General features: G+C 73.6%; 14 protein-coding genes. 10 read left to right on the top strand and 4 right to left on the bottom strand.

The genetic code is table 11. From position 1 onward, the window contains the following. Positions 1-8 precede the first annotated feature (8 nt). The 5 genes from ACFYZR_RS04010 to ACFYZR_RS03990 are packed head-to-tail and all read left to right on the top strand — an operon-like array spanning position 9 to position 12,171. Complete coding sequence (locus ACFYZR_RS04010; protein ID WP_391904659.1) at positions 9-1,922, top strand: amino acid adenylation domain-containing protein; 1,914 nt, start codon at positions 9-11, stop codon at positions 1,920-1,922. Continuing rightward, positions 1,912-9,096, top strand: coding sequence for an amino acid adenylation domain-containing protein (locus ACFYZR_RS04005; RefSeq protein WP_391904656.1), 7,185 nt, complete (start codon positions 1,912-1,914; stop codon positions 9,094-9,096). The genes ACFYZR_RS04010 and ACFYZR_RS04005 overlap by 11 nt, the downstream gene beginning before the upstream one ends. After that, the gene (gene sbnA, locus ACFYZR_RS04000; protein WP_391904653.1) at positions 9,093-10,079 is read left to right on the top strand and encodes a 2,3-diaminopropionate biosynthesis protein SbnA; all 987 of its coding nucleotides are present in this window, start codon (positions 9,093-9,095) and stop codon (positions 10,077-10,079) included. Before ACFYZR_RS04005 ends, sbnA begins: the two co-directional genes overlap by 4 nt. Positions 10,080-10,091: 12 nt before the next feature. Beyond that, positions 10,092-11,093, top strand: coding sequence for a 2,3-diaminopropionate biosynthesis protein SbnB (sbnB, locus tag ACFYZR_RS03995; protein WP_391904650.1), 1,002 nt, complete (start codon positions 10,092-10,094; stop codon positions 11,091-11,093). A gap of 22 nt (positions 11,094-11,115) precedes the next feature. Next, positions 11,116-12,171, top strand: a complete 1,056-nt coding sequence (locus ACFYZR_RS03990; protein WP_391904647.1) for a LuxR C-terminal-related transcriptional regulator — start codon at positions 11,116-11,118, stop codon at positions 12,169-12,171. Positions 12,172-12,244: 73 nt separating this feature from the next. Here ACFYZR_RS03990 and ACFYZR_RS03985 read toward each other — a convergent pair whose 3' ends face one another. Continuing rightward, the gene (locus ACFYZR_RS03985; protein ID WP_391904644.1) at positions 12,245-13,006 is read right to left on the bottom strand and encodes a phosphoglyceromutase; all 762 of its coding nucleotides are present in this window, start codon (positions 13,004-13,006) and stop codon (positions 12,245-12,247) included. A gap of 137 nt (positions 13,007-13,143) precedes the next feature. Between ACFYZR_RS03985 and ACFYZR_RS03980 the strand changes: the two genes are divergently transcribed. Continuing rightward, positions 13,144-14,415, top strand: coding sequence for an MDR family MFS transporter (locus ACFYZR_RS03980; protein WP_391904641.1), 1,272 nt, complete (start codon positions 13,144-13,146; stop codon positions 14,413-14,415). 27 nt (positions 14,416-14,442) lie between these two features. Here the strand turns inward: ACFYZR_RS03980 and ACFYZR_RS03975 are convergent, their stop codons facing one another. Continuing rightward, positions 14,443-14,946, bottom strand: a complete 504-nt coding sequence (locus ACFYZR_RS03975) for a YbjN domain-containing protein (protein ID WP_391904638.1) — start codon at positions 14,944-14,946, stop codon at positions 14,443-14,445. A 135-nt stretch (positions 14,947-15,081) separates the two neighbouring features. Beyond that, a complete protein-coding gene (locus ACFYZR_RS03970; protein ID WP_391904635.1) occupies positions 15,082-15,564 on the bottom strand; it encodes a hypothetical protein in 483 nt (160 codons plus the stop codon). A 246-nt stretch (positions 15,565-15,810) separates the two neighbouring features. Here ACFYZR_RS03970 and ACFYZR_RS03965 point away from each other — a divergent pair, with 246 nt between their 5' ends. The 4 genes from ACFYZR_RS03965 to ACFYZR_RS03950 all read left to right on the top strand — a co-directional run bounded on the left by ACFYZR_RS03965 (position 15,811) and on the right by ACFYZR_RS03950 (position 18,891). Further along, positions 15,811-16,662 (top strand): Scr1 family TA system antitoxin-like transcriptional regulator, encoded by an 852-nt coding sequence (locus ACFYZR_RS03965; protein ID WP_391904633.1) that lies wholly within the window; start codon positions 15,811-15,813, stop codon positions 16,660-16,662. Between the two features lie 9 nt (positions 16,663-16,671). Continuing rightward, positions 16,672-16,866 (top strand): DUF397 domain-containing protein, encoded by a 195-nt coding sequence (locus ACFYZR_RS03960; protein WP_391904630.1) that lies wholly within the window; start codon positions 16,672-16,674, stop codon positions 16,864-16,866. Positions 16,867-17,075: 209 nt separating this feature from the next. Then, positions 17,076-17,453: a hypothetical protein gene (locus ACFYZR_RS03955; RefSeq protein WP_391904627.1), complete on the top strand. Its 378-nt coding sequence runs from the start codon at positions 17,076-17,078 to the stop codon at positions 17,451-17,453. Between the two features lie 34 nt (positions 17,454-17,487). After that, positions 17,488-18,891 carry an MFS transporter gene (locus tag ACFYZR_RS03950; protein ID WP_391904625.1) on the top strand — a complete coding sequence of 468 codons (1,404 nt, stop codon included), beginning with the start codon at positions 17,488-17,490 and terminating at the stop codon, positions 18,889-18,891. 42 nt (positions 18,892-18,933) lie between these two features. Here the strand turns inward: ACFYZR_RS03950 and mshA are convergent, their stop codons facing one another. Further along, complete coding sequence (gene mshA, locus ACFYZR_RS03945) at positions 18,934-20,295, bottom strand: D-inositol-3-phosphate glycosyltransferase (RefSeq protein WP_391904622.1); 1,362 nt, start codon at positions 20,293-20,295, stop codon at positions 18,934-18,936. Positions 20,296-20,308 lie beyond the last annotated feature (13 nt).

The following is a 20,308-nucleotide window of genomic DNA, read 5'->3' as shown; positions in this document are numbered from 1 at the left end:
TCGCACACGTGAACACGCTGCCCGGCACCGAGCCGGCGACCGCCCCGGCGGAGTGGAACGACACCGCCCGGGAAGGACTGAGAAAGACCCTCCCCAAGCTGTTCGAGACGCAGGCCCGGCGCGTCCCCGACCGTACGGCCGTCGTCCACGACCGCACCGAGCTGACCTACCGGGAGCTCAACGAGCGTGCCAACCGGCTGGCGCGGGTCCTGGTGGACCGGGGCGCCGGGCCGGAGCACCTGGTGGCCGTGGCGACGCCCCGCTCCGCCGAGACGCTCGTCGCGATCCTCGCGGTGTCGAAGGCCGGTGCCGCCTGGGTCCCCGTCGACCCGGAGTACCCGCCGGCCCGCGTCGCCGCGCTGCTCTCGTCCGCGGCGCCGCTGCTCGTGCTGACCACCGGGGCCGTGGCGGCCGGGCTGCCGGAGGGCACCGGGCGCGTCGTCCTCGACGCCCCGGACGTCGCCGCGCAGGTCGCCGGCCGGCCCGGCCACGACCTGACCGACGCCGAGCGGCTCGCCCCGCTCGACCCGGACCACGCGGCGTACGTCATCCACACCTCCGGCTCGACCGGCAAGCCCAAGGGCGTCGTGGTGACCCACGCCGGTCTGGCCAGCCTGGCGGCCGACCACATCGAGCGCTTCGGGATCACCGAGGGCGACGGTGTGCTGCAGTTCGCCTCGTTCAGCTTCGACTGCTCCGTCGGCGACATGCTGATGGCGCTGGCCTCGGGCTCGGCCCTCGTCATCCGCCCGGGGGACTGTCTGTCCGGGGACGAGCTGGGCGCGCTGATCGACCGGGCCGGCGCCACCCATGTGACCATCCCGCCGCAGGTCCTCGCCGCCCTGCCGCCCGCCGCGTACCCGACGCTGCGGACCATCGCCACGGCCGGTGACGTGTGCTCCGGCAAGCTCGTCGACCAATGGGCCCCGGGCCGGCGGATGTTCAACGCCTACGGACCCACCGAGGCCACCGTGGACGCGGTGGCGACGGAGGTCACCCCCGGCACCCCGGTGCCGCCGATCGGCCGGCCCGTGGTGAACACCCGGGTGTACGTGCTCGACGACGACCTGCGGCCGGTGCCGGTCGGCCGGGAGGGCGAGCTGTTCATCGCGGGCGCCGGGCTCGCCCGGGGCTATCTGGGGCAGCCCGGCCCGACCGCCGAGAGGTTCGTGCCGTGCCCCTTCGGGGCGCCCGGCGAGCGGATGTACCGCACGGGCGACCTCGCCGTGTGGCGCCCGGACGGGAACCTGGAGTTCCGGGGCCGGATCGACGAGCAGGTGAAGATCCGCGGTTTCCGTATCGAGCCCGGCGAGGTCGAGGCCGCGCTGGGCGCACACCCCGAGGTCGCCGACAGCGTGGCCGTCGCCCGCGAGGACCGGCCGGGCGACAAGCGCCTGGTCGCGTACGTCGTCCCCGCGCCCGGGGCCGCGCCGGACCCCGCCGGGCTGCGCCGCCACCTGTCCGGGCTGCTGCCCGGCCACCTGGTGCCCAGCGCGGTCGTCGTCCTCGACGCGTTCCCGCTCAGCCGCAACGGAAAGCTGGACCGCGCCGCCCTGCCCGCGCCGGACCTGTCCGGCACGGTCTCCGCGCGGGCCCCGCGCACTCCCCGCGAGGAACTGCTCTGCGGCCTGTTCGCCGAGGTGCTCAAGCTCGACCGGGTCGGCCCCGACGACGCGTTCTTCGACCTGGGCGGCGACAGCGTGCTGGCCATCCGCCTCGCGGCCAGGGCGCGGGAGGCGGGCTGGGTGCTCTCGCCCAAGGACGTGTTCACCCACCAGCGGGCCGAGGCGCTGGCCGGGCTCCTCGAACCGGCGCCGGCCGGCGGGACGGGCGAAGCCGCCGCGGCCGTGGAGACGCCGCTGCTGGAGCTGAGCCAGGACGACATCGACGATCTCACGGGGGAATGGACAGATGAGTTCTGACAGCCGGAAGCCGGCCATCCTGCCGCTGGCCCCGCTCCAGGAAGGGATGCTGTTCCTCTCCCAGTTCGACGACCAGGCCGCCGGCGTCTACATGCCGCAGCTGGTCGTCGAGCTCGAAGGACACGTCGAGGCGCCGGCCCTGGAAGCCGCCGTCCGCGCCCTGACGGAGCGTCACGCCAACCTGCGCGCGTGCTTCCGCATGGCCAAGAAGCAGGGCACCCCGGTGCAGATCGTCCCGCCCTCGGTGGACGTGCCGCTGCGGGAGTTCGACCTGTCCGGGCTGCCGGAGGACGCGCGCGAGAGCGAACTCGCCCGTCTGATGGCCGAGGACCAGGCGGTCCCCTTCGACCTGGCCAGGCCGCCCCTGCTGCGGTTCACGCTGATCCGGCGCACCGCCACGCGCTGGCGCCTGGTGATGACCCACCACCACATCCTGCTGGACGGCTGGTCCGTCCCTCCGCTGCTGGACGAGCTGCTCGCCCTGTACCGGCAGCGGGGGGACGCCGCGGGCCTGCCCCCGGTCGTGCCGTACGAGAACTATCTGCGCTGGCTGGCCGCCCAGGACCGCGACGTGGCGCGGGACGCCTGGCGGCGGGCCCTGGCGGGCGTGGAGGGACCCACCCTGGTCGCCCCCGGGGACACCGGCCGGCGCACCACCCCGCCCGTCACCCTGGAGAAGGGCCTGGGCGAGGACGTGACGGCGGCGCTGACCGCCCGCGCGCGCGGCGCCCGGCTCACCCTGAACACCGTCGTCCAGGGCGCGTGGGGCACGGTGCTCTCCCGCCTCACCGGCCGGGACGACGTGGTGTTCGGCGTCACCGTCTCCAGCCGCCCCGAGGAGGTCGAGGGCGTCGACCGGATCGTCGGCCTGCTGATCAACACCCTCCCGGCCCGGCTGCGGGTCACCGGCTCCGCCCCGCTGTCCGAGCTGCTCCGCGGCCTCCAGGACGAGCAGGCCGACCTGCTGCCCCACCACAACCTCGCACTGACCGAGATCCAGCAACTCGTCGGCCCGGGCCCCCTGTTCGACACCCTGATGGTGTTCCAGAACTACCCCGACCGGGCCCCGGACGAGACCGGCCGGGGACCCCGGATCGTCGACGCGTACGACATCGACGCCACCCACTACCCGCTCAGCCTGACCGTGCTCCCCGGCCCCGACCTGCGGCTCCGGCTGGAGCACCACGGCGACGCGCTCGACGGGGACACCGCCGGCCGCGTCCTGGACTGGCTGGTACGGCTGCTCGCCGCGTTCGCGGACGACCCGGACCGGCCGCTGTCCTCGGTCGACCTGCTGGGCGAGGCCGAACGCCACCGCGTCCTGGTGGAGTGGAACGACACCGCGCACCCGGTGCCCGCCGTCACGCTGCCGGAGCTCTTCGAGGCACAGGCGGCCCGCACACCGGACGCCGTGGCCACCGTCTTCGCCGGCACGGCGCTGACCTTCGCGGAACTCAACGCGCGGGCGAACCGGCTGGCCCGGGTGCTCATCGCCCGGGGCGCGGGCCCCGAGCGGCTGGTCGGCCTCTCGCTGCGCCACTCCCCCGAGATGATGGCCGCCGTCCTGGCGATCCAGAAGACCGGCGCGGCGTACGTGCCCATCGACCCGGACTACCCCGCCTCCCGGATCGCCCACCTGGTGACCGACGCCGCGCCCGTGCTGGTCGTCACCGCCGAGGAGCACGCCGCGTCCCTGCCCGAGGGCACCGGGCTGCTCCTCCTGGACGACCCGCAGGTCGCCGCCGCGGCGGCCGGACGGTCCGGCGCCGACCTCACCGACGCCGAGCGGGCCGCCCCGCTGGACCCCGCCAACGCGGCCTACGTCATCTACACCTCCGGTTCCACCGGCGTCCCCAAGGGCGTGGTGGTCGAGCACCGCAACGCCGTCAACCTCTTCCACAACCACCGCGCCGAGTACTTCCGGCCGGCCGCCGAACGGGCCGGCGCCGAGCGGCTGCGGATGGCACTGGCCTCGTCGATCTCCTTCGACGCGTCGGTGGCCGGCATGCTGTGGATGCTGGACGGGCACGAACTCCACCTCGTCGACGAGGTGTGCCGCTACGACCCCGCCGCGTTCGTCCGCTTCATCGACGAGAACCGCATCGACGTCGTGGACGTCACCCCCTCCTTCGCGGAGCAACTGGTGCTCGCAGGGCTGCTGACGGGCCGCCGGCCGGCGGTGCTCGTCATGGGCGGCGAGGCGATCGGCGAGGGGCTGCTGGCCGAGGTCGGCGCGCTGCCCGACATGGAGATGTACAACTGCTACGGGCCGACCGAGTGCACCGCCGACGCGACCAGCCCGCAGCGGCTGCGCGGCACCAGCGGGCAGAACATCGGCCGGCCGGTGTGGAACGGCCGGGCCTACGTGCTGGACGCGGACCTCTCCCCCGTCCCGGTGGGCGTCGTCGGCGAGCTGTACATCGCGGGCGCCGGCGTGGCCCGGGGCTACCTCGACCGGCCGGGGCTGACCGCCGAACGGTTCATTCCCTGCCCGTTCGGCACGGGCGAGCGGATGTACCGCACCGGCGACCTGGCCCGCCTGTTGCCGAACGGCGAGCTCGAGTACATCGGCCGCGCCGACGAACAGGTGAAGATCCGCGGCTTCCGGGTGGAGCTCGGCGAGATCGAGGCGGTGCTCCAGCAGCACCCCGCCGTGGCCCAGGCCGTCGTCGTGGCCCGGGACGGCGGGAGCGGGGGCAAGCGGCTGGTCGGCTACGCGGTACCGGCGGCGGACGGCGACGGCGACGCCGGCGGGCTCCCGGCGGAGCTGCGCCGCCACGCGGCGGAACGGCTGCCGGACTACATGGTCCCGGTCGCCGTCGTCGTGCTGGACGAGCTCCCGCTGACGCCGAACGGGAAGCTGGACCGCGCGGCCCTGCCGGAGCCCGAGCTGACCGGGGGCGCGGCGAGCCGGGCGCCGAGGAACGAGCTGGAGGAGACCCTCTGCGGGCTCTTCGCCGAGACGCTCGGCGGCGGACGCGTCGGCATCGACGACAGCTTCTTCGACCTCGGCGGCAACTCGCTGCTGGCCATGCGCCTGGCCGCCCGGGTCCGCGCCGTGCTGGACGTCGAACTCCCCGTCCGCACGGTCTTCGAGGCGACCACCGTCGCCGGCCTCGCCGGCCGGCTGGGCGGCGCCCCGGCGGCCCGCCCCGCCCTGCGGCCCCGGCCGCGCGGCGCGTCCGCGCCCGCCTCCTCCGGGCAGCGCCGGCTGTGGTTCCTCGACACGATGGACCCCGAGCACTCGCCCTACAAGATCCCGCTGGCCGTCCGGCTGGAGGGGGAGCTGGACCGCGACGCCCTCACCCACGCCCTCGCCGACGTCGTGGACCGCCACGAGGTGCTGCGCACGGTCTACCCGGAGCGCGACGGCGAGCCCTACCAGCACGTACTGCCCACCGGGCAGGCGGCGCCCGTCCCGGCGGTGCGCGAGACCACCGAGGACACGCTGGCCGACGCGCTGCTCGCCGAGACCTCCCGTCCCTTCGACCTGCGGACCGAACCGCCGCTGCGCGCCACGCTGTTCGCGCTCGGCGACCGCGCCCACGTGCTGCTGCTCGTGGTGCACCACATCGCCTCGGACGGCTGGTCGATGGGCCCGCTCGGCCGCGACCTCTCCCGGGCCTACGCGGCACGCCTGGACGGCACGGCGCCCGGCTGGGAGCCGCTGCCCGTGCAGTACGCCGACTACGCCGCCTGGCAGCTGGAGACGACCGGCTCCGAGGAGACCCCCGGCAGCCTGATGGCCCAGCAGGTGGACCACTGGAGGTCCGCCCTGGCCGGCCTGCCCGAGGAGCTGACCCTGCCGACGGACCGGCCGCGCCCGGCGGCCGGCGCGAACCGGGGCGGCGTCGAGCTGTTCACGGTGGACGCAGCCCTGCACGCCGCGCTCGGCGGCCTGGCCGCCGAGCGGCGGGCCAGCCTCTTCATGGTGGTCCAGGCCGCCCTGTCCGCCCTGCTGTACCGGCTCGGCGCGGGATCCGACGTGCCGATCGGGGCCCCGGTCGCCGGGCGCGCCGACGAGGCGCTGGACGACCTGGTCGGGTTCTTCGTGAACTCGCTGGTGCTGCGCGCCGACGTGTCGGGCGACCCGTCCTTCGCCGAACTGCTGGAGCGGGTGCGTCAGACCGACCTCGCGGCGTACGCGCACCAGGACGTGCCGTTCGAGCGCCTGGTGGAGGTGCTCAACCCGCCCCGCGTGCCCGGCCGCAACCCGCTGTTCCAGGTCGAGCTGGGCGTCCAGGAGAACGTCGCGGAGGAACTCGGCTTCCCGGGGCTGACCGCGACCGTGCTGCCGGTCGGCGCCGCCGCCGTCCCGTTCGACCTGTCCTTCGAGCTCAACGCCCGGACGGACGCGTCCGGCCCCGCCGGGGTGTCCGGCAGGCTGGACTACAGCACGGAGCTGTTCGACCCGTCGACCGCGCGCGCCCTCGTCGAGCGCCTGCTGGGGATCCTGCGGCAGGTCGCGGCGGACCCGTCGCTGCCGGTGAGCCGGCTCGACGTCCTCGGTGACGCGGAACGCGAGCTGCTGCTCACGGAGTTCAACCGCAGCGACCGCGAGACGGACCTCGGCGACCTGGTGGCCCACGTCCAGCGGATCGCCGCCGAACGCCCCCGGGCGGCCGCGCTCGGCGACGGCCGCGACGAGCTCGACTACGCCGCCCTGGCGGGCCGGGCGTCCGCCCTCTCGCGGCGGCTGACCGCCGCCGGGGGCGGGCCGGGCACCGTGGTGGCCGTGTGCGCGGCCCGTTCGGTGGCCGTGCCCGTCGCGCTGCTCGGCATCCTCGGCGCGGGGGCCGCCTACCTCCCGCTGGACCCCTCGGGGCCCGTCGCCCGCAACGCCGACATGCTGGCGCGCAGCGGCGCCCGCGTGGTGCTCGCCGACGCCGCCCACGCGGAACGGGCCGGGGAGCTCGCCGCCGCGGCGGGCGTGGGCACGGTGCTGGTGCTCGGCGAGGAGTGCGACCCCCTGGACTCCCTGGCCGCGCCCGTCGGGGAGCCGGACGACCTCGCGTACGTCCTGTTCACCTCCGGGACCACCGGCCGCCCCAAGGGCGCGATGGTGCACCGCCGGGGCATGGTCAACCACCTGCTGGCCAAGGTGGAGGACCTGGACCTCACCGAGGCCGACAGCGTCCTGCAGAACGCCCCGCTGAGCTTCGACATCTCGGTGTGGCAGATGCTGGCCGCCTTCGTGACCGGCGGGCGCACCCGGATCGCCGGTGACGACCTGGCGGCCGACCCGGACCTGCTGTTCGGCATGGTCGCCGCCGAACGGCTCACCGGCGTCGAGGTGGTGCCCTCGCTGCTGCGCACCGCCCTGGACGGCTGGGACGTCACCGGGGACGCGCCCGAACTGCCCCACCTGCGCTGGCTGATGGTCACCGGCGAGGCGCTGGCGCCCGACCTGTGCGCCCGCTGGTTCGCCCGCTTCCCCGGCATCCCCCTGGTCAACGCCTATGGTCCGACGGAGTGTTCGGACGACGTCACGCACGCGTGGCTGACCCCGGAGAACGCGCCGGGGTCCGGTCAGCGCGTGCCGATCGGGCGCGTCATCCGCAACACGCGGCTGTACGTGCTCGACGAGGCGCTGCGGCCGGTCCCGCTGGGCGCCGTCGGCGAGTTGTACGTGGGCGGCACCGGAGTGGGCTACGGCTATCTCGGGGACCCCGCGAAGACGGCGGACGCGTTCCTGCCGGACCCGTTCTCCGGGGTTCCGGGGGCGCGGCTGTACCGGACCGGGGACCAGGCGCGGTACCGGCCGGACGGGCAGCTGGAGTTCCTCGGCCGCAACGACCACCAGGTCAAGATCCGCGGCCAGCGCATCGAGCTCGCGGAGGTGGAGTCCGCCCTGCGCGCCCTGGACGGGGTCCGGGACGCCGTGGTGGTCGTCCGCGTGGATCCCGCCGGGCACAACAGGCTGGTGGGCTACTACACCGGGCAGGCCCTGGCGGACGACGTGTCGGCGCGGCTGACGGGCGTCCTCACCCCGGCCATGGTGCCCTCGGTGCTGGTCCCCATGGGCGTCCTGCCGCTGAGCGACAACGGGAAGGTGGACCGCAAGCGGCTGCCGGAGCCGGAGCTGCCGGCGGCCGGGTCCGGGCGTCCTCCCGCCACGGAGCGGGAGAAGGTCCTCTGCGGCATCTTCGCCGAGGTGCTCGGTGTGCCGTCCGTCGGCGTGGACGACGACTTCTTCCAGCTCGGCGGCCACTCGCTGCTGGCCGGCCGGGTGGCGACCCGGGTGCGCGCGGAGCTGGGCACCCGGCTGCCGGTCCGGCTGCTCTTCGAGGCCCCGACGGTCGCGGCGCTGGCCGGCCGGCTGGGCACCGAGGACCGGTCGGCGGGGCTGGGCGTGCTGCTGCCGCTGCGCCGCGCCGGCGAGAAGCCCCCGCTGTTCTGTGTCCACCCGGCCAGCGGCCTGGCCTGGCCGTACGCCCGGCTGGTGGGGCTGGTGGACCCCGGGCGGCCGGTGTACGGCCTCCAGGCCAGAGCACTGACCCGGCCCGATCTGGCGCCCGCCACGACCGGGGAGATGGCCGAGGACTACGTGGCGCGGATCCTTTCGGTGCGGCCGGAGGGCCCCTTCCACCTGCTCGGCTGGTCGTGGGGCGGGCGCATCGCCCACGAGGTGGCGGTGCGGCTGCGGCGGCTCGGCCACGAGGTGGCGCTGCTGGCGATCCTGGACTCCGAGCCGTCCGCCCCGGACTCCCGGGTGCCCGGCGAGGAGGAGTTCGTCTCCCACCTGCTGCACGAGGCGGGCCTCGGCCGCGAGGCGCTGGGGGACGGCCCGCCGACCCTCGGCGGGCTGCGGGCGGCCCTCGCCGACGGCGGCACGGCGGGCGCCGGGGCGCTCGCCGAGGCGGGCTCCCCGCTCGCCGGTCTGGAGGAGGACACGCTCCGGGCGGTGTACGACACCTTCCGCAACGAGGCCGGCATCGGTCTGGAGCCGCCCGCGGAGCCCTACGACGGGGACGTGCTGTTCTTCGCCGCGGGGCTCGACGCGCCGGAGTCGTCGTCACTGGCCGAGCTGTGGAAGCCGTACGTGACCGGCACGGTCGAGGAGCACGTCGTCGACTGCCGGCACCTGGAGATGACCGCTCCCGGGCCGCTCGGCGAGATCGCGGCCGCCGTCGAGAGCCACCTGGCGGGTACCGCGGAAGGACCATCGAAATGATCTTCGAAAGAGCCTCCGACGTCGTCCTCGACGACGTGTTCCTCCGGCTGCCCGGCTTCCTCCCCACCGCCGAGGTGTTCCTGAAACTGGAGGGACTCAACCCCGCCGGCTCCGTCAAGCTCAAGACGGCCGTCGCCCTCGTCGAGTCGCTGGAACGGGAAGGGGCGCTGCACACCGGCTCCCACGTCATCGAGTCCTCGTCCGGCAACCTCGGCGTCGCCCTGTCGGTGGTGTGCGCGGCGAAGGGCTATCCGCTGACGGTGGTGACGGACCCGAACGCCTCCCGCCACTCGCTGCGCGTCATGCGGAGCCTGCGCACCGAGGTGGTCGAGGTGACGACCCGGGACGCGCAGGGCGGTTTCCTGAACACCAGGATCAACTACATCCACCGGCGTCTCGCCGAGGACCCGACGCTGGTCTGGCTCAACCAGTACGCCAACCCCGCCGGGGTACGGGCCCACCGCGACCGGACCGCCGCGTCCGTCCACAAGGGGCTGGGCACCGTGGACGCGCTGTTCATCGGGGCCGGCACCACGGGCACGCTGATGGGCTGTGTCGAGTACTTCGCCGAGCACAGCCCGGACACCCGGGTCATCGCCGTGGACACCGTGGGCTCGGTGACCTTCGGCGGCCCCGCCGCGCCCCGCTTCATCCCGGGCCTCGGCACCAGCCGGCGGCCCGAGCTGTTCACCGACGGCGGCGGCTTCGAGAAGACCCTCATCGAGGAGCCCGACACGGTGGCGATGTGCCGGCGGGTCGCCGAGACCTACGGCCTGCTGGTGGGCGGCTCCACCGGAACCGTGCTCGCCGCCGTGCGGCAGCTCGGGCACACATTGGCCGACGGGTCCCGGGTGGCCGTCATCTCCCCGGACATGGGCGACAAGTACATCGACACCGTCTACTCCGACACCTGGACCGCCGAGCGCTACACCGGCATCCCCGAACTGGCCGGTCTCGGCCACACCACCACCAGCAGCCGATAAGGAAAAGAGCCCATGTCCGACTTCTTCGTCGTGCCCGGCGCGGCCGTCTCCGCGCTCCTCGCCGACGCCCACAAGGACGTCCTGCGCATCGTCGCCGACACCTACGTCGCCCACGAGCGAGGGCTCTCGGTGAACCCCGACAGCTACTTCCTGCGCTTCCCGGAGAAGCCCAACGCCCGGGTCATCGCGCTGCCCTCGTACCTCGGCGGCGACGTGGACACCATCGGCATGAAGTGGATCGCCAGCTTCCCCGACAACGTCCAGCAGGGGCTGCCGCGCGCCTCGGCGACGCTGCTGCTGAACGACTACGCCACCGGCTACCCGCTCGCCTGCCTGGAGGCGGCGGGCATCAGCGCCGTCCGCACCGCCGCGTCCGCCGCCGTCGCGGCCGCCGAACTGATCACCTCCACCGGGCCGGTGCGGCTCGGCGTCGTCGGCGCGGGCGTCATCGCCCGCACCATCCTCGACTACCTCCACGCGAACGGCGTGAAGGTCGCGGACGTCCTGGTGCACGACCTCGACCCCACGAGCGCGGGCCACCTGGCCGGACACGCGACGGCCCGCATGGGCGTGCCCGCCACCACGGGCGGCCTCGACGAGGTCCTCTCCCGCGACCTGGTGGTCTTCGCGACCACGGCGGCGACGCCCTACGTGCCCGCGGACACCGCGCTGCGGCCCGGCCAGGTCCTGCTGAACGTCTCGCTCCGCGACCTCGCCCCCGAACTGCTGCTGCGCTGCAACAACGTCGTCGACGACGTCGACCACTGCCTCAAGGCGCAGACCTCGCCGCACCTGGCGGAGCGGCTCACGGGCGGCCGCGACTTCATCACCGGCACCCTCGGCGCGCTGCTCCAGGGGAACGTGGCCCTCGACCCGGAGAAGCCCACCGTCTTCTCCCCCTTCGGTCTGGGCATCCTCGACCTCGCCGTCGGCCACCACGTCCTCCACGAGGCCCGGCGGCAGGGCAGCGCCGTCCGGATCCCGGACTTCATCGGCGAAACCAAGCGCTGGTAGCCCACCGGCAGGAGGCACAGGGGTGACGACCAATCCGCAGGACCTCGATGTGCTGTTCCCCAGGACGGACGTCCAGAGGGTGGACATCCAGCAGCTCGCGGCGCTCGCGCCCCTGGAGCCGGGCGCCGTGGAGATCTACGAGTACACGACGCGCGCCACGAGCGTCTCGCTGTCCGAGCTGATCCGGCTGACGGGCCGGCCGGAGGGCGACGTCGCGGAGTCCGTCCGGGTCCTGCTGCGGCTGCGCCTGCTGCGCTGGGCGGAGGGCGAGCCGACCCGGCTGACCGCCGTCTCCCCGGACAGCGCCGAACTGCACGTCCTGAAGCCCGCCGCCCAGAAGGTCGCCGAACTGCAGGAGGCGCTGGCGCAGGTGCGGGGAGAGCTCTCCGCCCTGTCCGACCTGTACCACGACGGGATCGTGCACCGGCTGCGCGGGGAGAGCACCGAGATCGTCACCGGTCCCGGCGAGGTCCGCGCCCGCGTCGACGATCTGGTCGAGCACGCGGCGCGGGAGATCCTCGTCGCCCAGCCGGGCGGGACACGGCAGGAGGGCGTGCCGTGGGAGTCCCCGGAGCGCGTCGAGGCGGCCCTCGCGCGCGGGGTGCGGATGCGGGTCCTGTGCCAGCACACCACGCAGTTCAGCCTCCCGGCGGTCGCCCGCGTCGAGCGGGTGACCGCGCTGGGCGCCGAGGTCCGCACGCTGGGGGACCGCGTCGAACGGGTCCTGCTCGTCGACGGGAGCGTCGCCGTCATCCCGCTGCGCGACGACCCGCGCGGCGCGGTGCTCGTCCGGGACCTCAGCACCGTCGACTTCATGGCCGGCACCTTCGAGCGGCTGTGGGTGCAGGGCACGCCCTTCCCCGCGAAGCTGGGCCGCGGGCCGGCCATCGCCGCGTCGGACGCCGTGAAGTCCGACATCGTCCGGCTGCTGATCGCCGGGGAGGACGACAAGGCCATCGCCCGCCGCATGGGCATGTCGGTGCGGACCTGCCAGCGGCACATCGCCGAGATCATGAACCGCCTGGGCGCCCGCACCCGCGTCCGCGCCGGCTACCTCCTGCGCGAGTCCGGCGAGTAGGGCACGCCGCCGGCGGGTGGGTACGCCGAAGCCCCTGCCCGCGGAGACCGCGGGCAGGGGGCTCGGGTGAGCGTTACTTCTTCTTGCCCTGGTTCTTCACGGCCTCGATGGCGGCCTTGGCGGCCTCCGGGTCGAGGTACGTGCCGCCGGGGACGACCGGGCGGAAGTCGGCGTCGAGCTCGTAGGCGAGCGGGATGCCGGTCGGGATGTTCAGGCCCGCGATGTCGGCGTCGGAGATGCCGTCGAGGTGCTTGACCAGGGCGCGCAGCGAGTTGCCGTGCGCGGCGACCAGGACGGTGCGGCCGGCGATCAGGTCCGGGACGATGCCGTCGTACCAGTACGGCAGCATCCGCGTGACGACGTCCTTGAGGCACTCGGTGCGCGGGCGCAGCTCGCTCGGGATCGAGGCGTAGCGCGGGTCGTCGCTCTGCGAGAACTCGCTGCCGTCCTCGAGCGCCGGCGGCGGGGTGTCGTACGAGCGGCGCCAGAGCATGAACTGCTCCTCGCCGAACTCGGCCAGCGTCTGGGCCTTGTCCTTGCCCTGGAGGGCGCCGTAGTGGCGCTCGTTCAGCCGCCAGGAGCGGTGGACCGGGATCCAGTGGCGGTCGGCGGACTCCAGCGCGAGCTGCGCGGTGCGGATCGCGCGCTTCTGGAGGGACGTGTGGACCACGTCCGGGAGCAGGCCGGCGTCCTTGAGGAGCTCACCGCCCCGGACCGCCTCCTTCTCGCCCTTCTCGTTGAGGTTGACGTCCACCCAGCCGGTGAACAGGTTCTTCGCGTTCCATTCGCTCTCGCCGTGGCGGAGGAGGATCAGCTTGTACGGTGCGTCGGCCATGCCCTTGAGCGTAATCGACCGTGCGAGCTGCCCGCGCCCGGGACGATTGACGCCGATCGTCAATTGAATGGCGTGGACACGATCACATACGTAAGGTGCGGAGAGCTTAGTACCACTTACTTTCGGGGGGCGCGGGAATGTCGGTCGCGAGTATCGGGCGGGCCGCGAGGCAGAGCGTCTCGGGGCTGCCCCGGGCGTTCTGGTGGCTGTGGACATCAACCCTGATCAACCGGATGGGCGCCTTCGTCGCCACGTTCCTGGCGCTCTACCTGACCGTCGACCGGGGCTACTCCGCCTCCTACGCCGGATTCGTCGCCGCGCTGCACGGGCTCGGCCAGGTCGTCTCCTCCCTCGGCGCCGGGGTGATGACCGACCGGCTCGGCCGCCGCCCCACGCTGCTGATCGCCCAGGTGTCCACCGCCGCCACCGTGGCGCTGCTCGGCTTCGTCCAGCAGCCCGCCGCCATCGCGGCCGTCGCCTTCCTGGTGGGCGTGACCAGCAACGCCTCCCGTCCGGCCGTCCAGGCGATGATGGCCGACATCGTCGCCCCCGAGGACCGCGTCCGCGCGTTCGCGCTCAACTACTGGGCCATCAACCTGGGCTTCGCGTTCTCCTCGCTCGTGGCCGGTGTCATCGCCCAGTACAGCTATCTGATCGGCTTCCTCGGCGAGGCCGTCCTGACCCTCGCCTGCGCGGTCCTGGTCTTCCTCAAGCTCCCCGAGACCCGGCCCGAGCCGGGGGCGAAGGAAGCGGCCGACGAGGCTGCGGTCGGGCTGGGGACGGTGCTGCGCGACCGGCGCTTCATGGGCGTCGTCGGGCTGTCCTTCCTGATGGCCCTGATCTTTATGCAGCACTCGGTGGCCCTGCCGGTGGCCATGGGCAAGGACGGCTTCTCCAGCAGCGACTACGGCATGGTCATCGCCGTCAACGGCGTCCTGATCGTCGCCCTCCAGATCCCCGTGACCCGCTTCATCGAGCACCGCGACCCCCAGCGGCTGCTCGTGATCTCCGCCCTGCTGGCCGGCTACGGCTTCGGGCTCACCGCCTTCGCGGGCTCGCTGGGCGTGTACGCGCTGACCATCTGCGTCTGGACCCTGGCGGAGATCATCAACTCGCCCACCCAGATGGGGCTCGTGGTCCGCCTCTCCCCCGCCCAGGGACGGGGTCGCTACCAGGGCGTCTACACCCTCTCCTGGTCCCTCGCGTCGCTGGTCGCCCCGCTGGCGGGCGGGTCCGTGATCGACGAGTTCGGGTCGGAGGTGCTGTGGGCGGGGTGCGCGGTCGTCGGCACGGTGGCGGCCGCCGGGTACTGGGGCTTGATGCGGGGGCTTCCGGCGGAAGGCGCCGTCGGCGCCTCGGGGGCGCCCGGAGCGGCCCCGGCCACACCGGCGGAGGCGGCGTCGGCCTGACGCCAGTGGGACCGGGGCTCCCTACCGCTACGGCACCTCGTCACGCGTCAGGCGCGCGAACGCGTCGAGGTTGCGCGTCGACTCGCCGCGCGCCGTGCGCCACGCGTATTCCTTTCGGATCGCGCTGGCGAACCCCATCTCCAGCAGCGTGTTGAAGCTGCCGTCCGCGTGCTCCAGGACCTGCCCCAGGATGCGGTCCACCTCGTCGGGCGTCACGGCCGCCAGCGGCAGCCGCCCGACGAGGTAGACGTCCCCGAGCCGGTCGACGGCGTACGCGAGCCCGTAGAGCTTGGTGTTGCGCTCCAGCAGCCAGCGGTGCACGGCCGCGTGGTTCTCGTCGGGGCACCGTACGACGAAGGCGTTGACGGACAGTGAGTGGTTGCCGACGACCAGGGAGACGGTCGTCGAGAGCTTGCGCGTGCCGGGGAGCTTGACGACGTACGTGCCGTCGGAGCCGGCCGGGCTCTCCCATTCGAGGCCCGCCTCGCGGAGCGCCTGCTCGATCGTGGTCTTCGCGTCGGTGTCGGACATGTGCCGAGCGTAGGCGACGCGGGGCGCGCGACGAGGGGCGGGCGTGCCGCCCGTGGCCGGGAGGCAGCGGGAACCACCACCGCAGGAGCCCTGCGAGGAAGAGAACCGCTGCCGCGAGGACGGCCACACCGACGACTACGGCCATGGCACGGCCTCCGGAACGCGCGCGTCCGCGTCGTGGAGCTCGAACCAGACCCGTTTGCCGGTCACCTGGTGCCCCGCGCCCCACGTCCACGTCACCCCGGACGCGGCGCCGAGCCTGCGCAGCAGGGTCAGGCGCGGGTGGTCGTCCGGCCGTCTCCCGTACTCGACGGGCGCCCCCTCGGGGTTGTCCGTCCCCACGGCGACGACGACGCGCGGCGGCAGCAGCATGATCTCGACGGCGAGGGGGCCGAGGATGCGCGGGATCATGTACGTGACGGCATCGGACACGCACACGCGCGCGTCCTCGATCAGGGCGGCGGGCGGTGGCGACGCCGTCGCCGTCAGGACCGCCCGTACGACGTCGCGGGCGACTCTGACGGATGGCGGGGTCGCGGGGGTGACGAAGCGGTAGGCCTCGGTCCCGGCGGTGGCATCGCGGGTGGTGTCGGGGGTTCTGAGCATGGCTGTACGCATGGGTTTCTCCCAACGGTCGCGGACCACACACCTCACGCCCGTCCGTGGCTCGGCCGCCCCCCGGGTGCCCCAACGGACATGCAGGCGGCTGCACTTCGGGTCTTCCCGACGTGAGTGTGCGGTGTGCCCAGGACGATAGGGCAGTTCGTCGAACCTCTGCTACTGGTTCAGGTAAACCCGTTAGCCGATCCTGTCGCCCAGCGATCCAACGTGACAGCATGGGCGCGACCATGGGGAGGCCGGGACATGCCACCGAGAGCAGCGCCCACCGCACGACAGCAGCGCCTGGGCGCGGAGTTGCGCAAACTGCGCGAGCACGCCGGGATGAGCGCTCCAGTCGCCGCCGAGCAACTGGGCACGAACCGAACGGGCATCAGCAATATCGAGGCCGGTCGCTTCGGCGTGAGCGCTGAGCGGGTCCGCGCGCTTGCGCGCATCTACGAGTGCGCGGACCAGGCCTACGTGGACGCGCTGGCGCGGATGGCCGAGGAGCGCGTCAAAGGCTGGTGGGAGGAGTACCGGGGAGCCGTCGCCGTAGGAGCTCTGAACGTGGCCGAGCTCGAATACCACGCCCGCAGGCTCCGTACAGCACAGCTCCTGCATATGCCGGGGCTATTGCAGACCGAGGACTACGCGAAGGCGGTTCTGTCCACGGCCGTCCCCACCCCGGCCCCGACAGAGCTGCGCCGCAGGCTCTCCTACCGAATGCGACGCCGAGACATTCTCGACAAGACCGAGCCGCCCCACTGCACTTTCCTCATCCATGAAGCGGCCATGCGCGTGGAATTCGGCGGTGCGAAAGTCACCCGGCGGCAGTTGGAGCACGTCATCGAGGCGTCGGAGCGGGAAAACATCACCGTCCGCGCGATCCCTTTCGCCGCCGGCGGCTTCCACAGCGCGGGGCTCTCGACGATGTACGCCTCCGGGCCGGTCCCCCAGCTGGACACGGTGCACCTTGACGTCGCCCACGGCAGTGCTTTGCTGGACGCAGAAACGCACCTTGCGAACTACCGCTCCGTTCTGGACCAGACGGAGAGCATTTCCCTCACCCCAGAGCAGACGCGTGACCTCATGCACGCCATCGCCCAATCACTGTAAAGGCGCAGGATGTCGGAATTTAAGTGGCAAAAGTCTTCGTTTTCCACCGAGGGGAACGAGTGCGTGGAACTCTCCCGATCGGGTGAGACCGTCCTCGTGCGCGAAAGCGACACCCCGAGCCTCGTCCTCACCACCGCCCCCGGCAAGCTCCGGGGCCTCCTGATAGGCGTCAAGGCCGGAGGTCTTACCCCCCGGAAGAAGTGACGCACGCGAGCGAACGCCCCTCTGTCAGCGGCCACAGGGGGGCGTCGGCATATCTCGTCGCACCCGTTCGACGTAAAACCCTTGCGACGCCGTAGCGCACCGGCTAGCTTCCCGTGGCATCGCCGCTTCGGTGGCGCAACTCCCCACGCCCGAAGGGCGGTTCGGGGAGCATCCCCGCACGCCCACCCAGGGAAGAGGGACGACCGACCATGGCCGTATACGCCCACGTCACCGACCGGACCGGCCGTCTGCTGATCCTGCGATGCGGCATAACGCGCGAGTGGGTGCTGCCCGGCGGCGACGCCGGCCCGTACGAGTCCGAGGCCGACGCCGCCGCGTATCACGTCCGCCGAATCCTCCACCTCGCGCTCCCGCCAGGCGAGAAACGCGCTGTCGTAGACGGCGACACCCTCGTCGACTGCGGGTCGCTGAGCCCGGAGCAGCTGTCCCGCGTCGAGCTGCCCACGCGGCGCGCGGGGCAGGCCGAACCGGAGTTCACAGCGCTCCGCTTCGTGCCGCCGTCGGCGCTGCCCGAACCTATGCCGGCCGGGCAGCGGCAGCTGTTGCGGTTTCGGCAAAAAAGTTAGGGCGGTTTTGCCACCAGGCCCGAGCATGTCGCCCATGACGACGACATCCCCGGCCGCCTTGGCCGCCCCACCCGTATTGAGCGCGCGCAGGCGCTGGACCGTGCTGGTCGTCTGTGCGCTGAGCATGTTCCTGGTCGGCCTGGACACCACGATCGTGAACGTGGGCCTGCCCCGGATCGGGCACGGTCTGGGCGTGGGCACCCGTGCTCTGGAGTGGGTCGTCGACGCCTACACCGTGGTCCTGGCCGCCCTCCTCATCGCGTCGGGCGCGCTCGCGGACCGGTTCGGGCGGCGGCGGGTGTTCCAGGCCGGGCTGAGCGTCTTCGGGGTCGCGTCGCTCGCGTGCGCGGTCGCGCCGTCGCTCGGGTTTCTCGTCGTGGCGCGGGCCGTGCAGGGGGTGGGGGCCTCGATGCTGAGCCCCGTGGCGCTGGCGATCGTGGTGAACGCGATGCCGGACCCCCGGGAGCGGGCACGGGCGATCGGTGTGTGGGCGGCGGTGTTCGGGCTGAGCATGGCGGCGGGGCCGGTCGCGGGCGGGGGGCTCATCGCGGCGTTCGGCTGGCGGTCGGTGTTCTGGATCAACGGGCCGGTCGTGGTCGCCGCGCTCGTCCTGGTCGCCTTGTTCGTACCGGAGTCCCAGGGAGAGCGGGCCCGGCGGCTCGATCTGCCCGGGCAGGCGCTGCTCACGGCGGCCTTGGGCCTGTCGGTCGGCGTGCTCATCGAAGGACCCCGCATCGGCTGGACGTCGCCCCTGGCGGCGGTCGGCTACACCCTGATCGGGGTCATGGCGGCCGGGTTCGTACGGGTCGAGCTGCGACAGCCCGAACCCTTGATGGAGCTCGGGCTCTTCCGGCGGCCGCCCTTCGCCATGGCGGCACTCGGCGCCGTGGCGGTATTCGTCGCGCTGAACGTGACCCTGTTGCTCACCACGTTCCAGCTCCAGCACGCCCGCGGCTGGACGCCGCTCGCGGCGGGCACGGCGGCCCTGCCCATGGCGCTCGGGGCGACCCTGTGCGCGCCGTGGTCCGGCGCGCTGGTGGGGCGGCTCGGGCCGCGACGGCCGCTCGTCCTCGCGGGCGGGTTCATCGCCGCCGGCGGGCTGTGCATGGTGGGTACCGGCCGGGACACGAGCGTCCTGCTGCTCCTGCTCGCCTATCTGCTCATCGGCATCGGGTTCGGGTTCGCCAACGCGCCGATCACCAACACCGCCGTCGGTGGACTGCCGCCGTCCCGTGCCGGGGTGGCCGGGGCGATCACCTCCACCGCGCGGCAGGTCGGTTCGGCGGTCGGCATCGCGATCGCGGGGGGCCTGGTCACGGGCGTCGGACCCGCCGGTCTCGCCGCGGCGTCCCGGCCCGGGTGGCTGCTCGTGACGGCGTGCGGGCTGGTCCTCTTCGCCGTGGCGCGCGCCTCCCGTCCCGCGGCCCCGGGGGTCTGACCCGCTGGGACGCGGCCCCCCGGGGGCTGACCGGCCGGGACGTCAGACGTGCGCCCCGCGCAGCCGGCGGCGGCGCTCGGCGATCGCGGCGGTGTAGACGTCCGCCGTGGCGGCGGCCGCCGCGCCCCAGCCGAAGGAGCGGGCGTGGTCGGCGGCGGCCGCGCCCATGGTGCCGGCCAGGGCCGGGTCGTCGGCGAAGCGGGCGAGCGCGGTGGCGTAGTCGGCCGGGTCGTGACCGTCGACGAGGAAGCCGCTGACCCCCTCGCACACGGCCACGGGCAGGCCGCCGACGGCCGCCGCGACGACCGGGGTGGCACAGGCCTGGGCCTCGATGGCGACGAGGCCGAAGGACTCGCTGTACGAGGGCATGACCAGCACGGACGCGGCGCGGTACCAGTCGGCGAGGCGGTCCTGGCCGACGGGCGGGCGGAAGCGGACGACGTCGGCGATGCCCAGGCGGGCCGCCAGCTTCTGGAGGCCCTCGGGCTTGGCGAGGCCGCTGCCGCTGGGGCCGCCGACCACGGGGACGACGATGCGCGAGCGCAGCTCGGGGCGCCGGTCCAGCAGCACCGCGACAGCGCGCAGCAGCACGTCCGGGGCCTTGAGGGGCTGGATACGTCCGGCGAAGAGCGGTATCAGGGCGTCGGCGGGCAGGCCCAGCCGCTCCCGGGCGGCGGCCCGGCCTCCCGCCGGACGGAAGCGGTCGAGGTTGACGCCGGGGTGGACGACGGCGACCTTCCCCGGGTCGGCGTCGTAGTGGTGGACGAGCTCGTCGGCCTCGCCACGGGTGTTGGCGATGAGCCGGTCGGCGGCGCGGACGATCTGGGTCTCGCCGATGACGCGGGCCGCGGGTTCGGGGGTGTCGCCGACGGCGAGCGCGGCGTTCTTGACCTTGGCCATGGTGTGCATGGCGTGGACGAGCGGCACGCCCCACCGCTCGGCGGCGAGCCAGCCGACGTGGCCGGAGAGCCAGTAGTGGGAGTGGACGAGGTCGTAGTGGCCGGGCCGGTGGCCCGCCCAGGCCCGCATCACGCCGTGGGTGAAGGCGCACAGCTGCGCGGGCAGCTCCTCCTTGGCCAGGCCCTCGTAAGGGCCCGCGTCGATGTGGCGCACCAGGACGCCGGGGGCCAGCTCCACGGTGGGCGGGAGGGCGGCGGTGGTGGCACGGGTGAAGATCTCCACCTCGATGTCGATCTCGGCGAGCCGCTTGGCGAGCTCGACGATGTAGACGTTCATGCCGCCCGCGTCGCCCGTGCCGGGCTGGTGGAGCGGGGAGGTGTGCACGCTGAGCATGGCCACGCGGCGCGGGCGCCGGGGGGCGCCGAGGCGCCGGAGCTGGGGCTTGGGGAAGTGGCCGAGCGTACGGCCACGGCGGGCGCCGAGCCGGGATGCGTACTGGCTCACCGTCTGTCCTCCG

The sequence above is a fragment of the Streptomyces sp. NPDC001678 genome (assembly GCF_042892945.1).
In the GTDB taxonomy this organism is placed as follows: domain Bacteria; phylum Actinomycetota; class Actinomycetes; order Streptomycetales; family Streptomycetaceae; genus Streptomyces.
Note: the sequence above shows the minus strand (reverse complement) of the source record. Positions and strands in the feature narration are given on the sequence as shown.